Here is a 16,670-nt window from a genome sequence, read left to right on the forward strand (position 1 = left end):
CTGTCGAGGGGGTGAAAGAGGGGGTGATTTCCCGCCTCGTCTCGGACCCTGAATCTTCTTGCCGTTCGGACGCATTCGTATCGAGGGATTGTGCCGACCCGTTACCTCTCGGCGTTGGCAGGGTCATAAAGTACCCTCCCGATCGGCTCGGGGTCTTCGGAGGGATGGCTGTGCCTGGAATCTTGGTGCACGAATGGATCGCACGCGACGGAGGTTCGGAGAAGGTTCTCGACGAGTTCGTCCGCACCTTTCCCGACGCCGACGTCCTGTGCCTGTGGGACGACGCCGACCGGTATCCGGGGCGGACGGTGCACGAGAGCGGTCTGGCACGCACACCTCTGCGTAGGAGCAAGGCGCTGGCGTTGTCGGCCATGCCGTACGTCTGGCGTCGCCGACCCGGTTCGTACGACTTCGCCCTGGTCAGCTCGCATTGTTTCGCCCACCACGTGACCTTCCGGGGCGCACCGAGCGGGTTCGAGAAGTTCGTCTACGTACACACTCCGGCGCGCTACCTGTGGAATCCGGAACTCGACGATCGGGGTGCCTCGGCCGCGGTGCGGTGCGCGGCACCTCCGTTGCGTGCCCTCGATCGGCGTCGCGCGCGGGAGGGTGCACACTTCGCCGCGAACAGCGATTTCGTGCGTCGCCGCATCGAGCGGTCCTGGGATGTCGAGGCGCGTGTGATCTTCCCTCCCGTCGAGACGGCCCGCATCTCGTCGGTGCCCGACTGGCGTGACGAACTGTCCGCCGCCGAATCCGCCCTGCTGGAGGGGCTTCCGGAGACCTTCGTGCTGGGGGCGTCGAGGTTCGTGCCGTACAAGCGACTGGATTGGGTGATCCGGGCAGCCGACCTCGCCGGGGTGCCGGCGGTGATCGCGGGATCGGGGCCGGAGGAGGGCCGGCTGCGGCAGCTCGCCGACGAGGCGACGGTGCCGGTCCACGTGCTCGCTCGACCGTCGGACGCCCTGCTCTACGCGCTCTACCAGCAGGCCCACGTCTACGTCTTTCCTGCGGTGGAGGACTTCGGGATCATGCCCGTCGAGGCACGTGCGGCAGGGGCGCGTGTGGTCGTCAACGCGCTCGGAGGTGCTGGTGAGACGGTTGCCGAGGGGGTCGACGGGTTGTGTTTCCGCGAGGACAGGGTGGAGGCGGTCGCCGAGTGCATCGCCGCGATCGACGGTGTGCCGAAGGGCCGTAACGAGGCCGTCGCCGCGCTGTCCTCGGAAAACTTCCGGCAGCACATCCGCGACTGGGTCGGGGAGGGGATCGGAACGGCGTGACTCACATCATACTACCGACGAGTAGACGAACTCTTGTCGCCGGTTCGTCTCTGTTGTACCTTTCTCCCGGGTCGGGGGCCTGCTGATGGGGTTCGATGGGGGATCGTCATGGCTCACTGCCGCCGGCCGAGCTACGTTCGTCGCGGCTTCATGAATGTGTTCTTTGCTGAAGTAGCTACACGCACAAGTAATTCGAGTTACGCGTAGCTTCTTCGCTTCAGGGTGGAATCACCCGCGTCACTGTGATCCGTTGCACTGAAACAGGATTCGCGTTCCTTCGAGAAAACGGACATAATCACCGAATCGTTCATCTGGCTGTCGGGGCCACTTCGCGTGGAGTAGGCAAGCAGGAGAAGTATGGGGATCGGACCCGAGTTGGCGCGCCGCAACGCGCCGACCCACGACACGAGCGACGGTCACGGAAGTGTCCCGCGCAGACAATGGCAGCGCACCTATCTCCGGTCGCTGGCGATCACCGACACGACGATCGTCGTCACTACCGTCGTCCTGGCGCAGGGGGCCGGGACGATGATCGGTGGACCGGTCGACCCGGGGTCCTCGGTGACCCGGGGACTCGCCTCGGCGATCGTGGTGGCCGGCCTGTGGCTTGCGATTCTGGCACTCAACGGAACTCGCAAGAAGCCGATCGTGGGCAGCGGCGAGGAGGAGTACCGGCTCGTCACGAGGGCGACCCTGCAGACCTTCGGTCTGCTCGCGATCGCCTCGTTCCTCGTCGACTCGTTCGCCACCGACCTCGACACGATCCGGGTCTACGTGTTGCTGGCCATGCCGGTCGGCCTGGTCGTTCTGCCGCTCGGACGTCGATGGTGCCGTCGTTCGATCGAACGCCGGCGTGTGCGGGGCGAGTTCCGGACCTCGGTGCTCGTCGTCGGCTCCGAACGCGCGGTGGATGCGATGGTCGGATCGTTCGTCCGCGACACGTCGGCCGGATACCGCGTCGCCGGCGTGTGCACCACCGGGTACACGGGGGAGAGCGGGCGCACCATCACCGTCGCCGGACAGGAGATCCCGGTACTCGGTGCGGAAACCGACGTGATCAACGCCGTCAAGCTCTCCGGCGCCGACACCGTCGCGATCGCTGCCGGAACGCACTGGGGGAACGGTGATATCGGCGAGCTCGCATGGGAACTCGAGCCGTATCGCGTCGATCTCGTGGTGGCTCCCGGCGTCACCGACATCGCCCTGCCGCGACTGTCGGTGCATCCCGTGGGTGGGTTGCCGTTCGTGCACGTCGAGGAGCCGCAGTACCGCGGGTCGCATCGGATCGCCAAGACGACCTTCGACCTCGTGTGCGCGGTCCTCGCCCTCACGATCGCGGCGCCGGTCATGCTTGTGGTCGCCGCGCTGATCAAACTCCAGGACGGCGGTCCGGTCTTCTATCGGCAGGAACGCGTCGGCCTGGGCGGCACCGTCTTCCGGATGTGGAAGTTCCGATCGATGGTCGTCGATGCCGACCGGATGGTCGATACGGTCCGCGCGCAGACCGGTCAGGAGGACGCGACCTTCTACAAGTCCGCCCGCGACCCGCGGATCACGCCCGTGGGGCGGTTCATCCGCCGCACGAGCATCGACGAACTGCCGCAGTTGTTCAACGTCCTCGCTCGCGACATGAGTCTCGTGGGGCCGCGTCCCCTCGCGGTCGGCGAGGGCGAGAAGATCCCGGGCTTCGTTCCGCGCCGCATCCTGGTGCGACCCGGCATGACGGGATTGTGGCAGGTCTCCGGGCGATCCGACCTGTCCGAAGCCGACCGCATCCGCCTCGATCTGTTCTATGTGGCGAACTGGTCGATGGTGCAGGATCTGCTCATCGTCGTGAAGACGGTGCGCGCGGTGCTCGCGAGCGACGGCGCCTACTGACCCCACCGCAGTGCGGGGTTTCGTAGCCGGTGGGCAGGGAACCCTTCGACTTCGCCCTGGGATCTGCAGGAGGAGTCGAAGGTGAACACGTCCGTGCGGGGTTTCCAACCCGATCCCGACGACATCCCGCTGATCGCCTCGCTCGACCAGCTCGCCGACGTCGCGACGGATCCGCTGCTCTACCTGCGGTATTCGAAGGGTCCGGCGGCGGATGCCGAGGACGGGCCGAGCCGCGATCGCGAGGCGAACGTGACCCTGCCCGGGCTCGTCGCCACCACCCTCGCTCCGGAGCCGTGGTGGCGCCGGCCCGTCAAGGACTGGGGCGCCCGCCGTGTCTGCACGTGCACCGGGTTCGGCGACGAGGACGGTCGGTTCGTCTGGATCCTCGCGGGCAGGATGGTCGGGCGCGGTCCCGGCCACGAACCGTTGCTCGTCGACGTCCGGCCCCATGCCCGGCTCGGCAGGAATGTGCTCGACGAGGCGAAGAGGTGGTACGAGGAGCACTTCGACGTCGACGGTGATTCGCACAGGAGCGACTGAGAACCGTTCGCGCAGAACGCAGGAAGCCCACCCCGGCATATCGCGGGGTGGGCTTCCGTGTGCGTGTCACACCGGATGTCGCGTGTGCGTCACACCGGATGTCGCGTGTGCGTCACACCGGATGTCGCGTGTGCGTCACACCAGATCTCGCGGCGTCCGGCGCTGCCAGCTCTGTGAGTGGACGCGACGATCGCCGTGATCGTCGTCGAGTTCGAAGGCGTCGAGCTCCGCGTTGATCACGAACTCCTCCGGAGTGGACGTGAGGATCGTGCGGGTACGGACCTCGGTGCGCCAGTCGTCCCGCTCGTAGCGCCGCACGGTCTGCGTCTCGCCGCGGACGGAGTTGGGATCGTTACCCCCGAAACTGAACCACTCCTGGGTGCGACGCCGGATGACCGTACCGGTCTCGTCGATCCGGAACGACCCCTGGTCGTCGAGGATGTCGAGGGTCGACACGCCGGTCGCGAGGTCGCGGGTGGTCCGCCAATGGTGCTCGCCCGGCTGCAGCAGGGTGATCCCGAGCTCCGGAGCCGCTTCCGGTTCACCGAATTCGCGCAGATGCGTATCTTCCGCTCGGGACGGGCGCACCGGCAGATGCAGACCACCACCGGTGTACACCGTCACCTCGGCGGGTGTCGGCGACGGCCACGCCAGCGGGAAGTAGGAGGTGGACAGCGACAGGCGCAGACGGTGCCCGGCCGGGAACACGTGGCCCATGCCGTTGAGCTCGATCCGGACGCGGTAGCGCCTTCCCGGCTCGAGGGCTTCCGGCTTCTCACTGCTGTCGCGATGCGTGAGATTGAGTAACCCGTAGGTCACGCGTGTCGCCTCGCCGTTGGGCGCGACGTCGGACAGCCGGGCGGCGAGCATCGCCACCGGTCTGTCGGACGAGACCTCGAGCTCCAGCTCGGGACGGCCGAGAACCTCCGTCGTGGTGTCGAGCGCCTCGGTCTCGAAGACGAGCGCACCGCCATCCTCCTCGCGCTGATCCGACGGCAGGTCGGGAGTCGCGGCGTAGGACGCCCACTTGCCGGCGAACATGCCGACACTCAAAGGGGATTGCAGTGCCAGGGGACGTTCGTCGACGGTGAGGGTGCCGTCGTCGTCGGGATGCAGCGCGTACCGGTCGAAGGTGTAGCGGCGGTTCTCGATGTTCGGCGACGGCCACGACGGTTCGGCCACCCAACGGCCCGGACGTTCCGCGTAGGACGGGTTCGGCTCGATGGAGTCCTGCATCCAGGCACGCACCATCGGTTCGTCCATCATCCCGGTGTCGACGCCCTTGAGCCAGTGGTCCCACCACCGCACGACCTCCTGCAGGAAACCGATCTCCGGGCCGGGGACCCCGAGATGCGGGTACTTGTGGCCCCACGGTCCGATCAGTCCCTTGCGGGGAACGTCGAGATGTTCCATCAACCGGAAGATGGCGTTGGTGTAACCGTCGGCCCAGCCACCCACGGCGAGGACCGGGCACTGCACGGACGAGTAGTCCTCGTTGACGGAGGCACGCTTCCAGTAGTCGTCCCGGTGCTGATGTTCGAGCCACTTCTCGATCCACAGGCCGCTGCCCTCGAGACGTTCGTGCCACATCTCGCGCCAGCGATCGCCGACGATGGCGGGATCGGGAGGCAGGCTGTTGAAGGCGAACATCACCGTCGCCTCGGACAGGTTGTCGGACAACAGGCAACCACCCATGTAATGCATGTTGTCGACGTACAGGTCTTCGGTGGCGGAAGCGCTGACGATGGCCTTCAGGGCGGGTGGCCGGCGTGCCGCGACCTGCAGGCTGTTGAAGCCACCCCACGAGATGCCCATCATGCCGACCGAACCGTCGCACCACGGTTGCGCCGCAAGCCATTCGATGACCTCGCAGGCGTCGTCGTGCTCGTCGGCGAGGTACTCGTCGCGCAGCACCCCGTCGGAATCGCCGCTGCCGCGCATGTCCACCCGCACGCAGGCGTAGCCGTGGCCGGCCATGTAGGGGTGATTCAACGCGTCACGTCCGCGCGTGGAGTCCCGCTTGCGGTACGGGATGTATTCCAGCACAGCGGGTACCGGATGTGCTTCGGCGTCGACGGGCAGCCAGACCCGCGCCGCGAGCCGAACGCCGTCGCGCATCGTGATGAAGACGTTCTCGATGACACGGACCTCATGGGGGAGGTCTGTGATCGTGCGCATGTAGTGCTCCTCCTAGTCCTCGGGTGCCGGATCGAAGGCGAACGGAAGTGTCTCCAGGCCTTCGTGATAGCGCTGCTCGAGCTGTTCGACACTGTCGGCGCCGATGTACATCGTGCCCAGTTCGTAGCGGTAGGCGTCCTGGTTGGGCAGGTCGGCGAGCCGGTCACCGGGAGCGACGTCGATGCACACCAGGGCGCCGGGGATCCGTTCGCGGAGACGGGCGATGTCGGCTTCCGAGGGCACCGACGTGACGATGCCGTCCTCGTAGTGCGGGATGATGCACTTCGCTGCGACGGCGTAGTCGCCCTGCCGGTACGGCATGCGGGGCTGCCGGCCGAGGGCGATGTCGATGGCCACCTCGTGGTTGGAGCTGCCGTCGACCTTGGCGAACAATTCGCTGTGGGACTGGGAGATCCGGGTGTTGACCTCGATCAGCCAGAGCTTGTCGTTCTCCTCGTCCCACATGAACTCGGAGTTGAAGCAGCCGTTGTCGAAGCCGACGTGGCGCAGGTAGCGCTCGGTGATGTCGATCATGCGTGCCTGCACTTCTTCGGGCACGGTGCTCGCCGGGTAGTCGAGACGTTCGAAGCTGTGCCCGGCGGCGTCCTTGCGCATGTCGAACACGCCGTGGACGTTGAACTGTCCCTGGAACATCGTGCCCTCGGGGGCGGCCTGGATACCGCTGACGACCTGCTCGGCGAGGCAGGTGGTGCCCGAGCTCTTCCCGATCTCGTCGGGGAGGTCGACGCGGCGCAGGACCTCGTCGAAGGCGTTACCGACGAGTCCGATCTTCTCGCGGATCTCGACGAGGGCGTCGGCGAACTCCTGCTCGTTGTGGATCTCGAATCCGAGTTGCGACGAATGCGACTTCACGGGCTTGACCCAGAACGGGAAGTCGAGCTCGATGCTGTCGAGGGCGTTGTCGTCGAAGGGGTCGAACGAGTTGAACTGCGGGACGCACTCGGGAACCGATTCCTTCTGGGCGAGACGGCTCCAGTACTTGTGTTCGGTGGCGACGATGCTGCGCAGCGACGGCGAGGGGATGTTCCGTTCGGCGGCGAGGATCGGGGCGAGGACGCTCGTGGGGAAGTCCCAGTGGGCGATGATCCCGTCCACGCTGCCGGGGAAGTCGTCGAGTTCGCGCCGGCAGGCGTCGAGAAGATCGTCGAACACGTATTCGTCGGGCTCCACCAATGTTTCGTAGTCGAGGAGGCCGTGGAAGCTCAGCTGGTCGGCGCCGCGTACGGTCTCGAGCTCCTTGCGCTGGATGTCGGTGAGTCCGAGGACGAAAATGTTGGTGCTCATTGATGAAGCCTTCCCGCTCCCTCACGTCACAAAACAAACCGGTAACGAAACAAACCGTCGGGAAAGTACTTTCACGCGCAACCGCCCCGGCTCACGGGGAGCCGGGGCGGTTGCATCGGAAGGAAGTATCAGGGATTGTCGGGGTCGAGGGCGTCCTTCATCTTGCCCATGAGTCCTTTCTCCGTTCCCATTGCGGCAGAACGGGGCTTGCCCTGCGACCCGTCGTAGGTCGCGTACAGCTTCGGGTCCGGCGGCGGTGCGCTCGCCACATCGCCCAGCGGGACCGGGTCGGCGAGGAACGACATGGGTGTCGTGCCGTCGGGACCGGTGCCGTGCGCCCAGCGACCCTGATCGGAGGCCGCGCCGTCGGACAGGTGCCACAGGCTCGATGCGTGCTCGGAGTGCTCCTCGTCGAACAACGCGTTCGGTGCGATCGGGCTGGGCTCGATACCGTCGGCCTTCAGATCCTCGATGGCCGCGAGCCACAGGTTCTGGTGGTAGGTGTCGCGGGCGAGGTTGAACCGGAGCATGTCCTTGACGCCCGGATCGTCCGTCATGTTGTACAACCGGGCTGTCTGCACTCTGCCCTGCGCTGAGGGATCCATGCCGCCGAGTACCGCTGCGACCACCGGATCGGCGGCGGCGTTCTTGGTGGACTCCGTGGCGGGTGCGCCTTCGGGGAGACGCGCCACCATGGTGGCGATCATTTCGACGTGCCCGATCTCCTCGGTGGCGACATCCATGATCATGTCCTTGTACTTGCCGGGCATTCGACAGTTCCAGCCCTGGAACAGGTACTGCATGGTCACGGTCATCTCACCGTACGCGCCGCCGATCAGCTCCTGGAGCTTGCGGGCGTAGACGGGATCGGGCTTCTCCGGCTTGGCGTCGAACTGCAGATGGTCTGTGTGACGAAACATGTTGCTCCCTCGAATGCCAATTGTCGTGCGAAAACGCGTCGCGCATGAAGACGCGCCCGTGAAGACACCCCGTGGCGCCTGGTCTCGACGCCGCCTCGGTTGGCCCGTGGTGCTACCTGCGACCACCCGTGCTTCTGCAGCTCAAACACCCTGTCGATATCCACCGTTTGTCACCGGTTCTGTGCCAACGTGGACAGATGGAGAACAGGCCGGAATCCACCCTCGACGATGTCGGGAAGGTGGCTCGCAGCAAGGGCGTGGCGCGGTTGCGGACCGCTGCAGCGGCCGTGCTCGTGATCGTGCTGGTGGCCGGGGTGCTGGGCTTTCTCGGCGTCCGGAGTTCGACGGCCACCGCGCAGGGCGGCGGGTACGAACTCGACCTGACCTACCCGCGCATCGCGCGTTCCGGGCTCGACGTTCCCTGGGCGGTGACGGTGCGCCGTGACGGCGGTTTCGACGGGGAGATCGTCCTGGCGATCGACACGTCCTATTTCGAGATCCTCGAGATGCGGGGCCGGCTGCCCGAGCCGTCCTCGGAGACCGCGGGCGAGGGGCTGGCGTACCTGACCTTCGACCCGCCACCGGGTGACGAGTTCACCTTCGCGCTCGACGTGCGGATTCGGGCCGGGAGGCAATGGGGCGAATCGGGCTCCGTCTCGGTGATGGACGGCGAGAAATCGGCAGTGACAATCTATTTCGATACCTGGCTGGTGCCCTGATGGAAATTGTGATCCGCGCGCTCGTCCTGTTCCTGTTCCTGTGGGGGATCACCCGCCTCGTCGGCCGGTCGAGTGTCGGCGAACTGAGCACCTTCCAACTCGTGCTGTTCGTGGCTATGGGTGATCTCGTGCAGCAGGGGATCACCCAGGACGACGTGTCGATGACGAGTGCGGTCCTCACCATCGGTGTCTTCGCCGTGCTGACCCTGGCCCTCTCGACGATCAACGCTCGATCACCGCGGATGCGCGGGATCACCCACGGGGTTCCCGTCGTGATCGTCCAGGACGGCGAACCCGACATGCAGAACCTGAAACGGGAACGTCTGTCCCTCGACGACCTCATGGCCGCCGCGCGTCAACAGGGCATCCGGCGGTTCGCCGACATCGACCTCGCGGTGCTCGAGACGAACGGGAGGATCTCCTTCTTCGCCCGGACGAGCGCTCAGGACGGCGCGCCGGAGGAACCCGACCCGGCGTGACGGGGTGCCGCGCCGTCCTGACGCTCAGGTATTGCGTCCGGTCAGTGCGTCGCGCAGTCGGTCCACCATGCCGACCCCCGGTCCGACGGTCTTGTGGAACAGTTCGGAATGCGGCGCGGACGGATGCGGCCGGGTCGGGGCCAGCTTCTTGGCGGCCTGTACCTTGGTGCCGACCTCCACGAGGGTGTCCTGCCCGAGATGCGTCCTCAACGCCGGGAACTGGTCGGATTCTTCGTCGTTCGCGTGGTGGCGCAGAAGATCCTGCAACTTCTTCACCAACGTCGTGAACTCCGCACTCGATGCTTCCGCGCCCTCGAGTTGCTTCATCACCTGCACGATCTCGTCGTGCTCCTCCTTGTCGTGTTCGACGGCTTCCGTGCCGCCGGGGAGGTGCTTCTCCATCTCGGGATAGACGAACATTTCCTCGGCGACCGAGTGCCTCATCACCTCGGCGATCGCCGCATCGGTGAGATCGCGGCGCTCCTCCGCGTCGAGCGTGGTCTCCGCTCGGCCCAGAAGCTCGAGCATCTCCCGATGGTCCTCGGTGAGGATGGTGACGACATCCGTGCCGCCGGAATTCGGTCCCTCGTGGGCGGTTTCGGTCATCGATGTCTCCTTCGAACGGTCAGGATCGTCCGGTATCGCCGGTCTCGTCCGGTTCGTCCTCGCCCTCCGCCTGGTCGGGCTGCTGCGGAGCCTTGGAGAGGAGGTTGTCGGGATCGGCGTCGGGATCTTCGGCTGCGTCGTACGGATCGGCAGAACCGTCTGTGCTGCTCATGTACCAAGGGGTTCACCACTACCGGCGAGGGCAAACACTCCGGCGACCGACGGGGATTCGCATCCTGCCGGGGTAGGTGGTTCGGGGAGCCGGGCGGGGGTAGTCCTAGGGAGACCGCCTTTCACCGAGAAATGTTCGGAGGAAGATCATGACCGGACCGCACGACACTCCCGATCTCGACGACGTGATCGACCCGACCGAGTCCGCGCCCAAGGATCGGCGCGAGCACGGCAAGTCGCCGGACCGCGTCGACGACGACTATCTCGAGTACCGCACGGAGCAGGAACGCATTGCCGCCGGCGTCGAGGACCACGACCCCGACCACGTCCCACCCGCAACCGAGTAGCCGCTGCGTTACAGACGGATTCTCGGCGAACCATCGGAAGGAGCAGAGAGATGGAACGAGGGAGCGACAAGCACGGTCCGAAGAAGGACGACGCGCTCGCAGAGGAAACCGAAGGAATGATCCGCGCCAACCGTCCGACCCGCGCCGACGAGGCACGCGATCCGGAGCCGCCGGCCGACGACGATCCGGATGTGCGGCCCTGGCACACCGAAGGTCCGGGCGGCGGAGCTTCGGAGGGCGGAGCTTCGGAGGGCGGGGGTCCGGAGGGCGGGGGTTCGGCGGGCTCTGCCTGAGTCGATGCGAGCGTGGCGCGTGGTGGAGCCCGGCCCCGTCGCCGGTCACCCTTTGCGGTTCGAATCCGTCCCGCTTCCCCAGACCGGACCGAACGATCTTCTGGTGCGCGTGCTGGCGTGCGGTGTGTGCCGCACCGACCTGCACGTCGCCGAGGGCGATCTCCCCGTCCACCGGGCGGGTGTCGTCCCGGGGCACGAGGTGGTCGGGGTGGTCCATCGAGTGGGGGAGGCGGTCGAAGGGTTCGCCGACGGCGACCGCGTCGGCGTGGCCTGGCTGCGTTCGACCTGTGGGCAGTGCCGCTACTGTCGTCGTGGCGACGAGAACCTGTGTCCGGATTCGAGATACACCGGTTGGGACGAGGACGGCGGGTACGCCGAGTTCGTCGCCGTACCGGCGGCGTACGCCCTCCCGCTGCCCGACGGATACGAGGACGTCGAACTCGCTCCGCTCCTCTGTGCCGGCATCATCGGCTACCGCGCGCTGAAGCGCGCCTCGGTTCCCGACGGCGGGAGGCTCGGCATCTACGGCTTCGGCGGCAGCGCCCACATCGCGGCGCAGGTCGCCCTGGCGCGAGGTGCCGAGGTGCACGTCATGACGAGGAGTGAGGACGCGCGGAATCTCGCTCGCGAACTCGGGGCCGCGTCGGTGCAGGGCGCCGCGGACGCACCACCGGTGCCCCTCGACGCCGCCATCCTCTTCGCACCCGTCGGCGACCTCGTGCCGCCTGCACTCGAAGCACTCGACCGCGGCGGCATCCTCTCGATCGCCGGCATCCACCTGACCGACGTTCCGCAGCTGAACTACCAGCGGCACCTGTTCTACGAGCGCGAGATCCGGTCGGTGACCGCCAATACCCGTAAGGATTCCCGGGAGTTCCTCGCGTTCGCCGGGCAGCACCGCATCAGGGTCGCGACGATGCGATACGGGCTGGACGACGCCGATCGCGCGCTGGCGGATCTCGCCGGCGACCGCGTGCGCGGCGCTGCCGTCCTCGTCCCCTGATGGTCCGGATCGATACGGTGCGCTCCGCCCGAGATCACCAAGTCGGGACTTTCTACCCTACGGGAACATCGCGCCCGGGACGACGATAATAGTGTCGGACCCAGGAGGGCCCCTCGGACTTCTCACCCACGAGGAGATGAGGACAATGTCGACATCATCGGCTCATTCTGCAATGCACACCCATCCCGACATCGTCGAGATGCGCGAACGCTACGACCGGATGGGCGAACAGCCCACAGTCCAGGTCACCGACGGATTGATGATGGTTGCCGGTCTGTACGCAGCGGCATCCGCCTGGATCATCGGCTTCGCCGATCAGACGGCACTCGCCACCACCAATCTGATCTGCGGCCTCGCGGTCGCACTGCTCGCCATGGCGCTCGGTTCGGCCTACGGCCGCACCCACGGCCTGGCGTTCATCGCGCCTCTGCTCGGTCTGTGGCTGGTCGTTTCGCCGTGGCTGGTCAGCGGCGTCGATACCAGCACCTCCATGATCTGGTCCCACGTCATCGTGGGTGTGATCGTGTTCGTCCTGGGCGTGGCCACGGCCGCGATGGGAACCGGTCTGATGGACCGTTCACGCTGACCGGTTCGGTGCAGTAGCCCCGGGCGGTGCTGCCGGCTGCATGTCTGAACCGGCAGCACCTCACCGGGTGCGGCGTCCGGACACCGATTCCGGCTACCGAGGGCAATACCCCTCGGTCGAACGCTGCAACCCGTCGCCGTTTCGATGCCACGATGCAGTATGGACACCGGTGAAGGCCGCGGCGCTCGTAGTGCGAACTCGGTGAGGTTCGAACGACAATTGCGAGAATCCATCGAGGAACTCGCTCGTGAGATGCACGACGACCGATGGCCCGCGTTCGCTTCCCGAGCGGCCCGTCTGGGTGCTCGCTCCATGCTTGCGGTCCCGCTGTACACGACGGACGACACGATCGGAGCCCTCAATCTGCACAGCTCGCAGGCGGGTGCGTTCGACGACGGCAGCGTCGACATCGCCTCGACCCTGGCGACGCATGCGGCCTTCGCCGCGGTGGCCGCGCTGCGCGAGGAGCAGTTCCGCGCGGCCCTGGCTTCGAGGGATGTCATCGGGCAGGCGAAGGGCGTTCTCATGGAACGCTTCGGCATCGACGCGGAGAGCGCATTCGGAATGCTGCGCAGGTTGTCCCAGGAGCGCAACCAACTCGTGCGCGACCTTGCCGTCGAAGTGGTCGAGACCGCCCGACCTCCGCGTGAACGGTAGAGCGAATCCTCCCCAGGCGGATGCGCCGGATCGTCCGGAACTGAGCACCGTGCGCATCCATCCAGTGTGTCGTGCATCACATCTAATCAAAATGATGCGCTGGAAAATCTTATGTTGACGAGTTCGCCTAGCTCAATCAACTATTGCTGTACCAAATGACGCGATCGAAGTGGCGCAGACACAATCGGACGCCGCGACGAAGGACGGGTGGTACGCAATGACCGAGACCGTAATCCGGGAGAGCGAACGACTTCCCTACGACCTCGACGACCGATATCGCTCGGGCTCCGGCACCGTGCTGCTCACCGGCGTCCAGGCCATCGCCCGGCTGTTCGTCGAACAGCAGGTACGGGCCATGCGGGACGGTCGCCGGGTGGCGACCTTCGTCTCCGGATATCAGGGCAGCCCCCTCGGTGGTCTCGACAAGATGCTCCACGGCATGCCGAAGGTCCTCGCCGAGCACGACATCACCTTCGTGCCCGGATTCAACGAGGAACTCGCCGCCACCGCGGTGTGGGGCAGCCAGGGACAGCTCGGCGCCGGCACACCGACTCACGACGGCGTCGTCGGCGTCTGGTACGGCAAGGGCCCCGGCCTCGACCGCGCCACCGACGCACTGCGTCACGCCAACATGTACGGCGTGAACCCGAACGGCGGCGTGCTGCTCATGGTGGGCGACGACCCGGCGTCGAAGTCGTCGACCGTGCCCGCCGTCAGCGAGCGGTCCCTCGCCGCCCTCGGAATCCCGGTCCTGTTCCCGCGCAACGCCGCCGAGATCGTCACGATGGGCCTGCACGGCGTCGCGCTGTCGCGTGCCTCGGGCTGCCTCGTCGCCCTCAAGATCGTCGCGGACGTCGCCGACGGCGCCTGGTCCGTCGACGGCTCCATCTCCGACCTGCCCATCGCGGTCCCCGAGATCGAATGGGAAGGACGGCCGTTCGTCTACAAGCAGCGCCCCATGGCCGCGCCTGGCGACAGCGTCATCGCCGAGGCCGACCTCTACGGCCCGCGCTGGAAGATCGTCCAGGAATACGGCCGCCTCAACGGCCTCGACGTGATCGAGGTCGACCCGCCGCAGGCCCGCGTCGGCCTCGCCGCCACCGGCACCACCTTCGACGCCCTGCGCCAGACCCTGCTCGACCTCGGTGTCGACGACGCCGCGCTGCACCGCGCCGGCATCCGCCTGCTGCGCATCGGCATGCCGTACCCCATCGGTCCCGAGATCGTCCGCGAATTCGCCCGCGGCCTCGACGAACTGATCGTGGTCGAGGACAAGACCGCCTTCGTCGAGACCCAGATCCGCGAGATTCTCTACGGCACCGCGAACGCCCCGCAGATCGTCGGCAAGAAGGACGCCGACGGCCGCCCGCTCGTGCCGGTTGACGGTGAGCTCACCGCCGGTCGCCTGCGCGGCCCGCTGCGTCGCGTGCTCCGCGGCCACGTCGAACTCGGCCCCGCACCCCTGCCGCAGCTGTCGCTCGAGGTGCTGTCGACCCAGCGCACCCCCTACTTCTGCAGCGGCTGCCCGCACAACCGATCCACCGCACTGCCGGAGGGTTCGATCGGCGGCGGCGGCATCGGCTGCCACACCCTCGTCACCCTGTCGTGCCGCAAGGACAGCGCCGTCACCGGCCTGACCCAGATGGGTGGCGAAGGTGCGCAGTGGATCGGCCAGGCGCCGTTCACCGACATCGGCCACATGTTCCAGAACCTCGGCGACGGAACCTACTTCCACTCCGGTCAACTCGCCGTGCAGGCGTGTGTCGCCGCCGGCGTGAACATCACCTTCAAGCTGCTCTACAACGACGTCGTGGCGATGACCGGCGCGCAGGACGCCGAAGGCGCCCTGAAGATCCCGGCGCTGACCCACAAGCTCACCACCGAGGGCGTCCGCAAGATCATCATCTGCTCCGACGAACCGAAGCGCCTCCGCAAGCGCACCCTTGCCCGCGGCACCGAGGTCTGGCACCGCGACCGGCTCGACGAGGCGCAGAAGCTGCTGCGCGAGATCGAGGGCGTCACCGTGCTCATCTACGACCAGCACTGCGCCGCCGACGCACGCCGTCAGCGCAAGCGTGGCACCCTGCCCGCCCGCACGATCCGCGTCGTCATCAACGAAGCGGTGTGCGAGGGCTGCGGCGACTGCGGCGTCAAGAGCAACTGCCTGTCGGTGCAGCCGGTCGGCACCGAATTCGGTTCGAAGACCCGCATCGATCAGACCTCCTGCAACACCGACTACTCGTGCCTCGACGGCGACTGCCCGTCCTTCGTGACCGTCGAGACGTCGCCGGAGAAGCCCAAGCGCCGCAAGGCTCCGACCCCGCCGCGCATCCCGGACGCCGCCATCGACACCCCGAAGGGCACCCGCAACGTCTTCCTCGCGGGCATCGGCGGCACCGGCATCGTCACCGTCAACCAGGTGCTCGCCACGGCCGCGCTACGCGCCGGATTCGAGGTCGAGTCGCTCGACCAGATCGGCATGAGCCAGAAAGCCGGCCCGGTGGTCTCCCACCTGCGCTTCGCCGCCGACGGACTCGAGCCCGGCAACCGCGTCGGCCCGGGCGGTGCCACCGCTCTGCTCGCGCTCGACCTGCTCACCGCGACCGAGCCGAAGAACCTCGCCTACGCGAACCGTGAGGAGACCGTGGCAGTCGCGTCGACGAGCCGCGTCCCCACCGGCGACATGGTCTACGACCGCTCTGTCCGGCACCCCGACGAGCACGACCTGCTCGCCCGCCTCGACACCGCGACCCGCACGACCGTCTCGTTCGACGCCCTCGCCGCAGCCCAGGCGCTGCTCGGTGAGACCTCGGCCGCGAACTTCCTCGTCGTGGGCGCCGCCCACCAACTCGGCGGACTCGAGATCCCCGCCGACGCCATCGAGGAGGCCATCGAGATCAACGGTGTGGCCGTCGCGACCAACATCGCCGCCTTCCGCTGGGGCCGGGTGGCCGTCGCGGATCCCGCGGCCTTCGCCGCCGCGACCGAACCGGCCCCCACGGAGCGCGCCGCCACCGTCGCACCGGAGCGTCTGTTCGCCGGCACCACCTTCACGGGTGAGGTCGAGCGGCTCGTGCGGATCCGCGCCGCGTCGCTGATCGACTTCCAGAGCGAAGCCCTCGCCGCCCGCTACATCGCGCAGGTGCAGGCAGCCTGGGAGGCAGAGCGCCGCGTCACGAACCGCACGGACTTCAGCGAGGCCGTCGCCCGCGGACTGTTCAAGTTCACCGCCTACAAGGACGAGTACGAGGTCGCCCGCATGCTCGTCGACCCGGCCTTCCTCGACGAGGTGCAGGGCCAGGTCCCCGGTGGGCGCAAGCTCACCTACCGCCTGCACCCGCCGGCGCTGCGCGCACTCGGCCGTGAGAAGAAGGTCGGCTTCGGACCGAAATCGCATGTCGCGCTGAAGGCTCTGGCCAAGGCGAAGCGTCTGCGCGGCACGAAGCTCGATCCCTTCGGCTACGCCCACGTCCGCCGCGTCGAGCGTGCTCTGCTCGCCCACTACACCGCCACGATCCAGCGGCTCGCCGCCGATCTGGACGTCGACTCCTACGACCGCGCCGCCGAAATCGCGGCCCTGCCCGACATGGTGCGCGGCTACGAGGACGTCAAGCTCCGCTCCGTCGAGCAGTACCGGGCCCGCCTCGCCGAGCTCGGCATCGACACCGACTTCTGAAGCACGAACACCCTCTGCTGCAAAGGAACCCA

Annotated in this window: 16 protein-coding genes; 11 read left to right on the forward strand and 5 right to left on the reverse strand. The window is 67.1% G+C overall.

Annotated features, from left to right (window positions below; translation table 11 throughout):
• Positions 1 to 164: 164 nt before the first annotated feature.
• From A5767_RS04310 to A5767_RS04320, 3 genes are all read left to right on the forward strand, one after another.
• A complete protein-coding gene (locus tag A5767_RS04310; protein ID WP_064851737.1) occupies positions 165 to 1,280 on the forward strand; it encodes a glycosyltransferase in 1,116 nt (371 codons plus the stop codon).
• 357 nt (positions 1,281 to 1,637) lie between these two features.
• On the forward strand, positions 1,638 to 3,158 hold the full coding sequence (locus A5767_RS04315; RefSeq protein ID WP_064851738.1) for a sugar transferase: 1,521 nt from the start codon (positions 1,638 to 1,640) through the stop codon (positions 3,156 to 3,158).
• Between the two features lie 81 nt (positions 3,159 to 3,239).
• On the forward strand, positions 3,240 to 3,698 hold the full coding sequence (locus tag A5767_RS04320; protein ID WP_064851739.1) for a DUF6098 family protein: 459 nt from the start codon (positions 3,240 to 3,242) through the stop codon (positions 3,696 to 3,698).
• A 135-nt stretch (positions 3,699 to 3,833) separates the two neighbouring features.
• On the opposite strand, the gene A5767_RS04325 is transcribed toward A5767_RS04320, so the two are convergent.
• From A5767_RS04325 to A5767_RS04335, 3 genes are all read right to left on the reverse strand, one after another.
• A complete protein-coding gene (locus A5767_RS04325) occupies positions 3,834 to 5,876 on the reverse strand; it encodes a CocE/NonD family hydrolase (protein WP_064851740.1) in 2,043 nt (680 codons plus the stop codon).
• Between the two features lie 12 nt (positions 5,877 to 5,888).
• Positions 5,889 to 7,181 carry an ATP-grasp domain-containing protein gene (locus tag A5767_RS04330; protein ID WP_064851741.1) on the reverse strand — a complete coding sequence of 431 codons (1,293 nt, stop codon included), beginning with the start codon at positions 7,179 to 7,181 and terminating at the stop codon, positions 5,889 to 5,891.
• Positions 7,182 to 7,309: 128 nt separating this feature from the next.
• Entirely contained in the window at positions 7,310 to 8,101 is a 792-nt protein-coding gene (locus tag A5767_RS04335; protein WP_064851742.1) for a manganese catalase family protein, read from the reverse strand.
• Between the two features lie 197 nt (positions 8,102 to 8,298).
• On the opposite strand from A5767_RS04335, the gene A5767_RS04340 reads away from it, so the two are divergent.
• Together A5767_RS04340 and A5767_RS04345 are read left to right on the forward strand one after the other, a co-directional pair.
• On the forward strand, positions 8,299 to 8,820 hold the full coding sequence (locus tag A5767_RS04340) for a hypothetical protein (protein ID WP_064851743.1): 522 nt from the start codon (positions 8,299 to 8,301) through the stop codon (positions 8,818 to 8,820).
• Entirely contained in the window at positions 8,820 to 9,299 is a 480-nt protein-coding gene (locus A5767_RS04345; RefSeq protein WP_064851744.1) for a DUF421 domain-containing protein, read from the forward strand. The genes A5767_RS04340 and A5767_RS04345 overlap by 1 nt, the downstream gene beginning before the upstream one ends.
• Positions 9,300 to 9,323: 24 nt before the next feature.
• On the opposite strand, the gene A5767_RS04350 is transcribed toward A5767_RS04345, so the two are convergent.
• Both A5767_RS04350 and A5767_RS23265 read right to left on the reverse strand, forming a co-directional pair.
• A complete protein-coding gene (locus tag A5767_RS04350) occupies positions 9,324 to 9,905 on the reverse strand; it encodes a hemerythrin domain-containing protein (protein WP_064851745.1) in 582 nt (193 codons plus the stop codon).
• Between the two features lie 19 nt (positions 9,906 to 9,924).
• Positions 9,925 to 10,077 (reverse strand): hypothetical protein, encoded by a 153-nt coding sequence (locus A5767_RS23265; protein WP_019290944.1) that lies wholly within the window; start codon positions 10,075 to 10,077, stop codon positions 9,925 to 9,927.
• 148 nt (positions 10,078 to 10,225) lie between these two features.
• On the opposite strand from A5767_RS23265, the gene A5767_RS04355 reads away from it, so the two are divergent.
• The 6 genes from A5767_RS04355 to A5767_RS04380 all read left to right on the forward strand — a co-directional run bounded on the left by A5767_RS04355 (position 10,226) and on the right by A5767_RS04380 (position 16,638).
• Positions 10,226 to 10,423: a hypothetical protein gene (locus tag A5767_RS04355; protein WP_064851746.1), complete on the forward strand. Its 198-nt coding sequence runs from the start codon at positions 10,226 to 10,228 to the stop codon at positions 10,421 to 10,423.
• Positions 10,424 to 10,473: 50 nt separating this feature from the next.
• The gene (locus tag A5767_RS04360) at positions 10,474 to 10,716 is read left to right on the forward strand and encodes a hypothetical protein (RefSeq protein WP_064256182.1); all 243 of its coding nucleotides are present in this window, start codon (positions 10,474 to 10,476) and stop codon (positions 10,714 to 10,716) included.
• A gap of 4 nt (positions 10,717 to 10,720) precedes the next feature.
• Positions 10,721 to 11,719, forward strand: a complete 999-nt coding sequence (locus A5767_RS04365; RefSeq protein ID WP_064851747.1) for a zinc-binding alcohol dehydrogenase family protein — start codon at positions 10,721 to 10,723, stop codon at positions 11,717 to 11,719.
• Between the two features lie 172 nt (positions 11,720 to 11,891).
• On the forward strand, positions 11,892 to 12,305 hold the full coding sequence (locus A5767_RS04370) for an SPW repeat protein (protein WP_064851748.1): 414 nt from the start codon (positions 11,892 to 11,894) through the stop codon (positions 12,303 to 12,305).
• Positions 12,306 to 12,464: 159 nt separating this feature from the next.
• The gene (locus A5767_RS04375) at positions 12,465 to 12,962 is read left to right on the forward strand and encodes a GAF and ANTAR domain-containing protein (protein ID WP_064851749.1); all 498 of its coding nucleotides are present in this window, start codon (positions 12,465 to 12,467) and stop codon (positions 12,960 to 12,962) included.
• 217 nt (positions 12,963 to 13,179) lie between these two features.
• Positions 13,180 to 16,638, forward strand: coding sequence for an indolepyruvate ferredoxin oxidoreductase family protein (locus A5767_RS04380; RefSeq protein ID WP_064851774.1), 3,459 nt, complete (start codon positions 13,180 to 13,182; stop codon positions 16,636 to 16,638).
• Positions 16,639 to 16,670: the final 32 nt, after the last annotated feature.

Source organism: Rhodococcus sp. 852002-51564_SCH6189132-a (assembly GCF_001665495.1).
Classification (GTDB): domain Bacteria; phylum Actinomycetota; class Actinomycetes; order Mycobacteriales; family Mycobacteriaceae; genus Rhodococcus; species Rhodococcus pyridinivorans.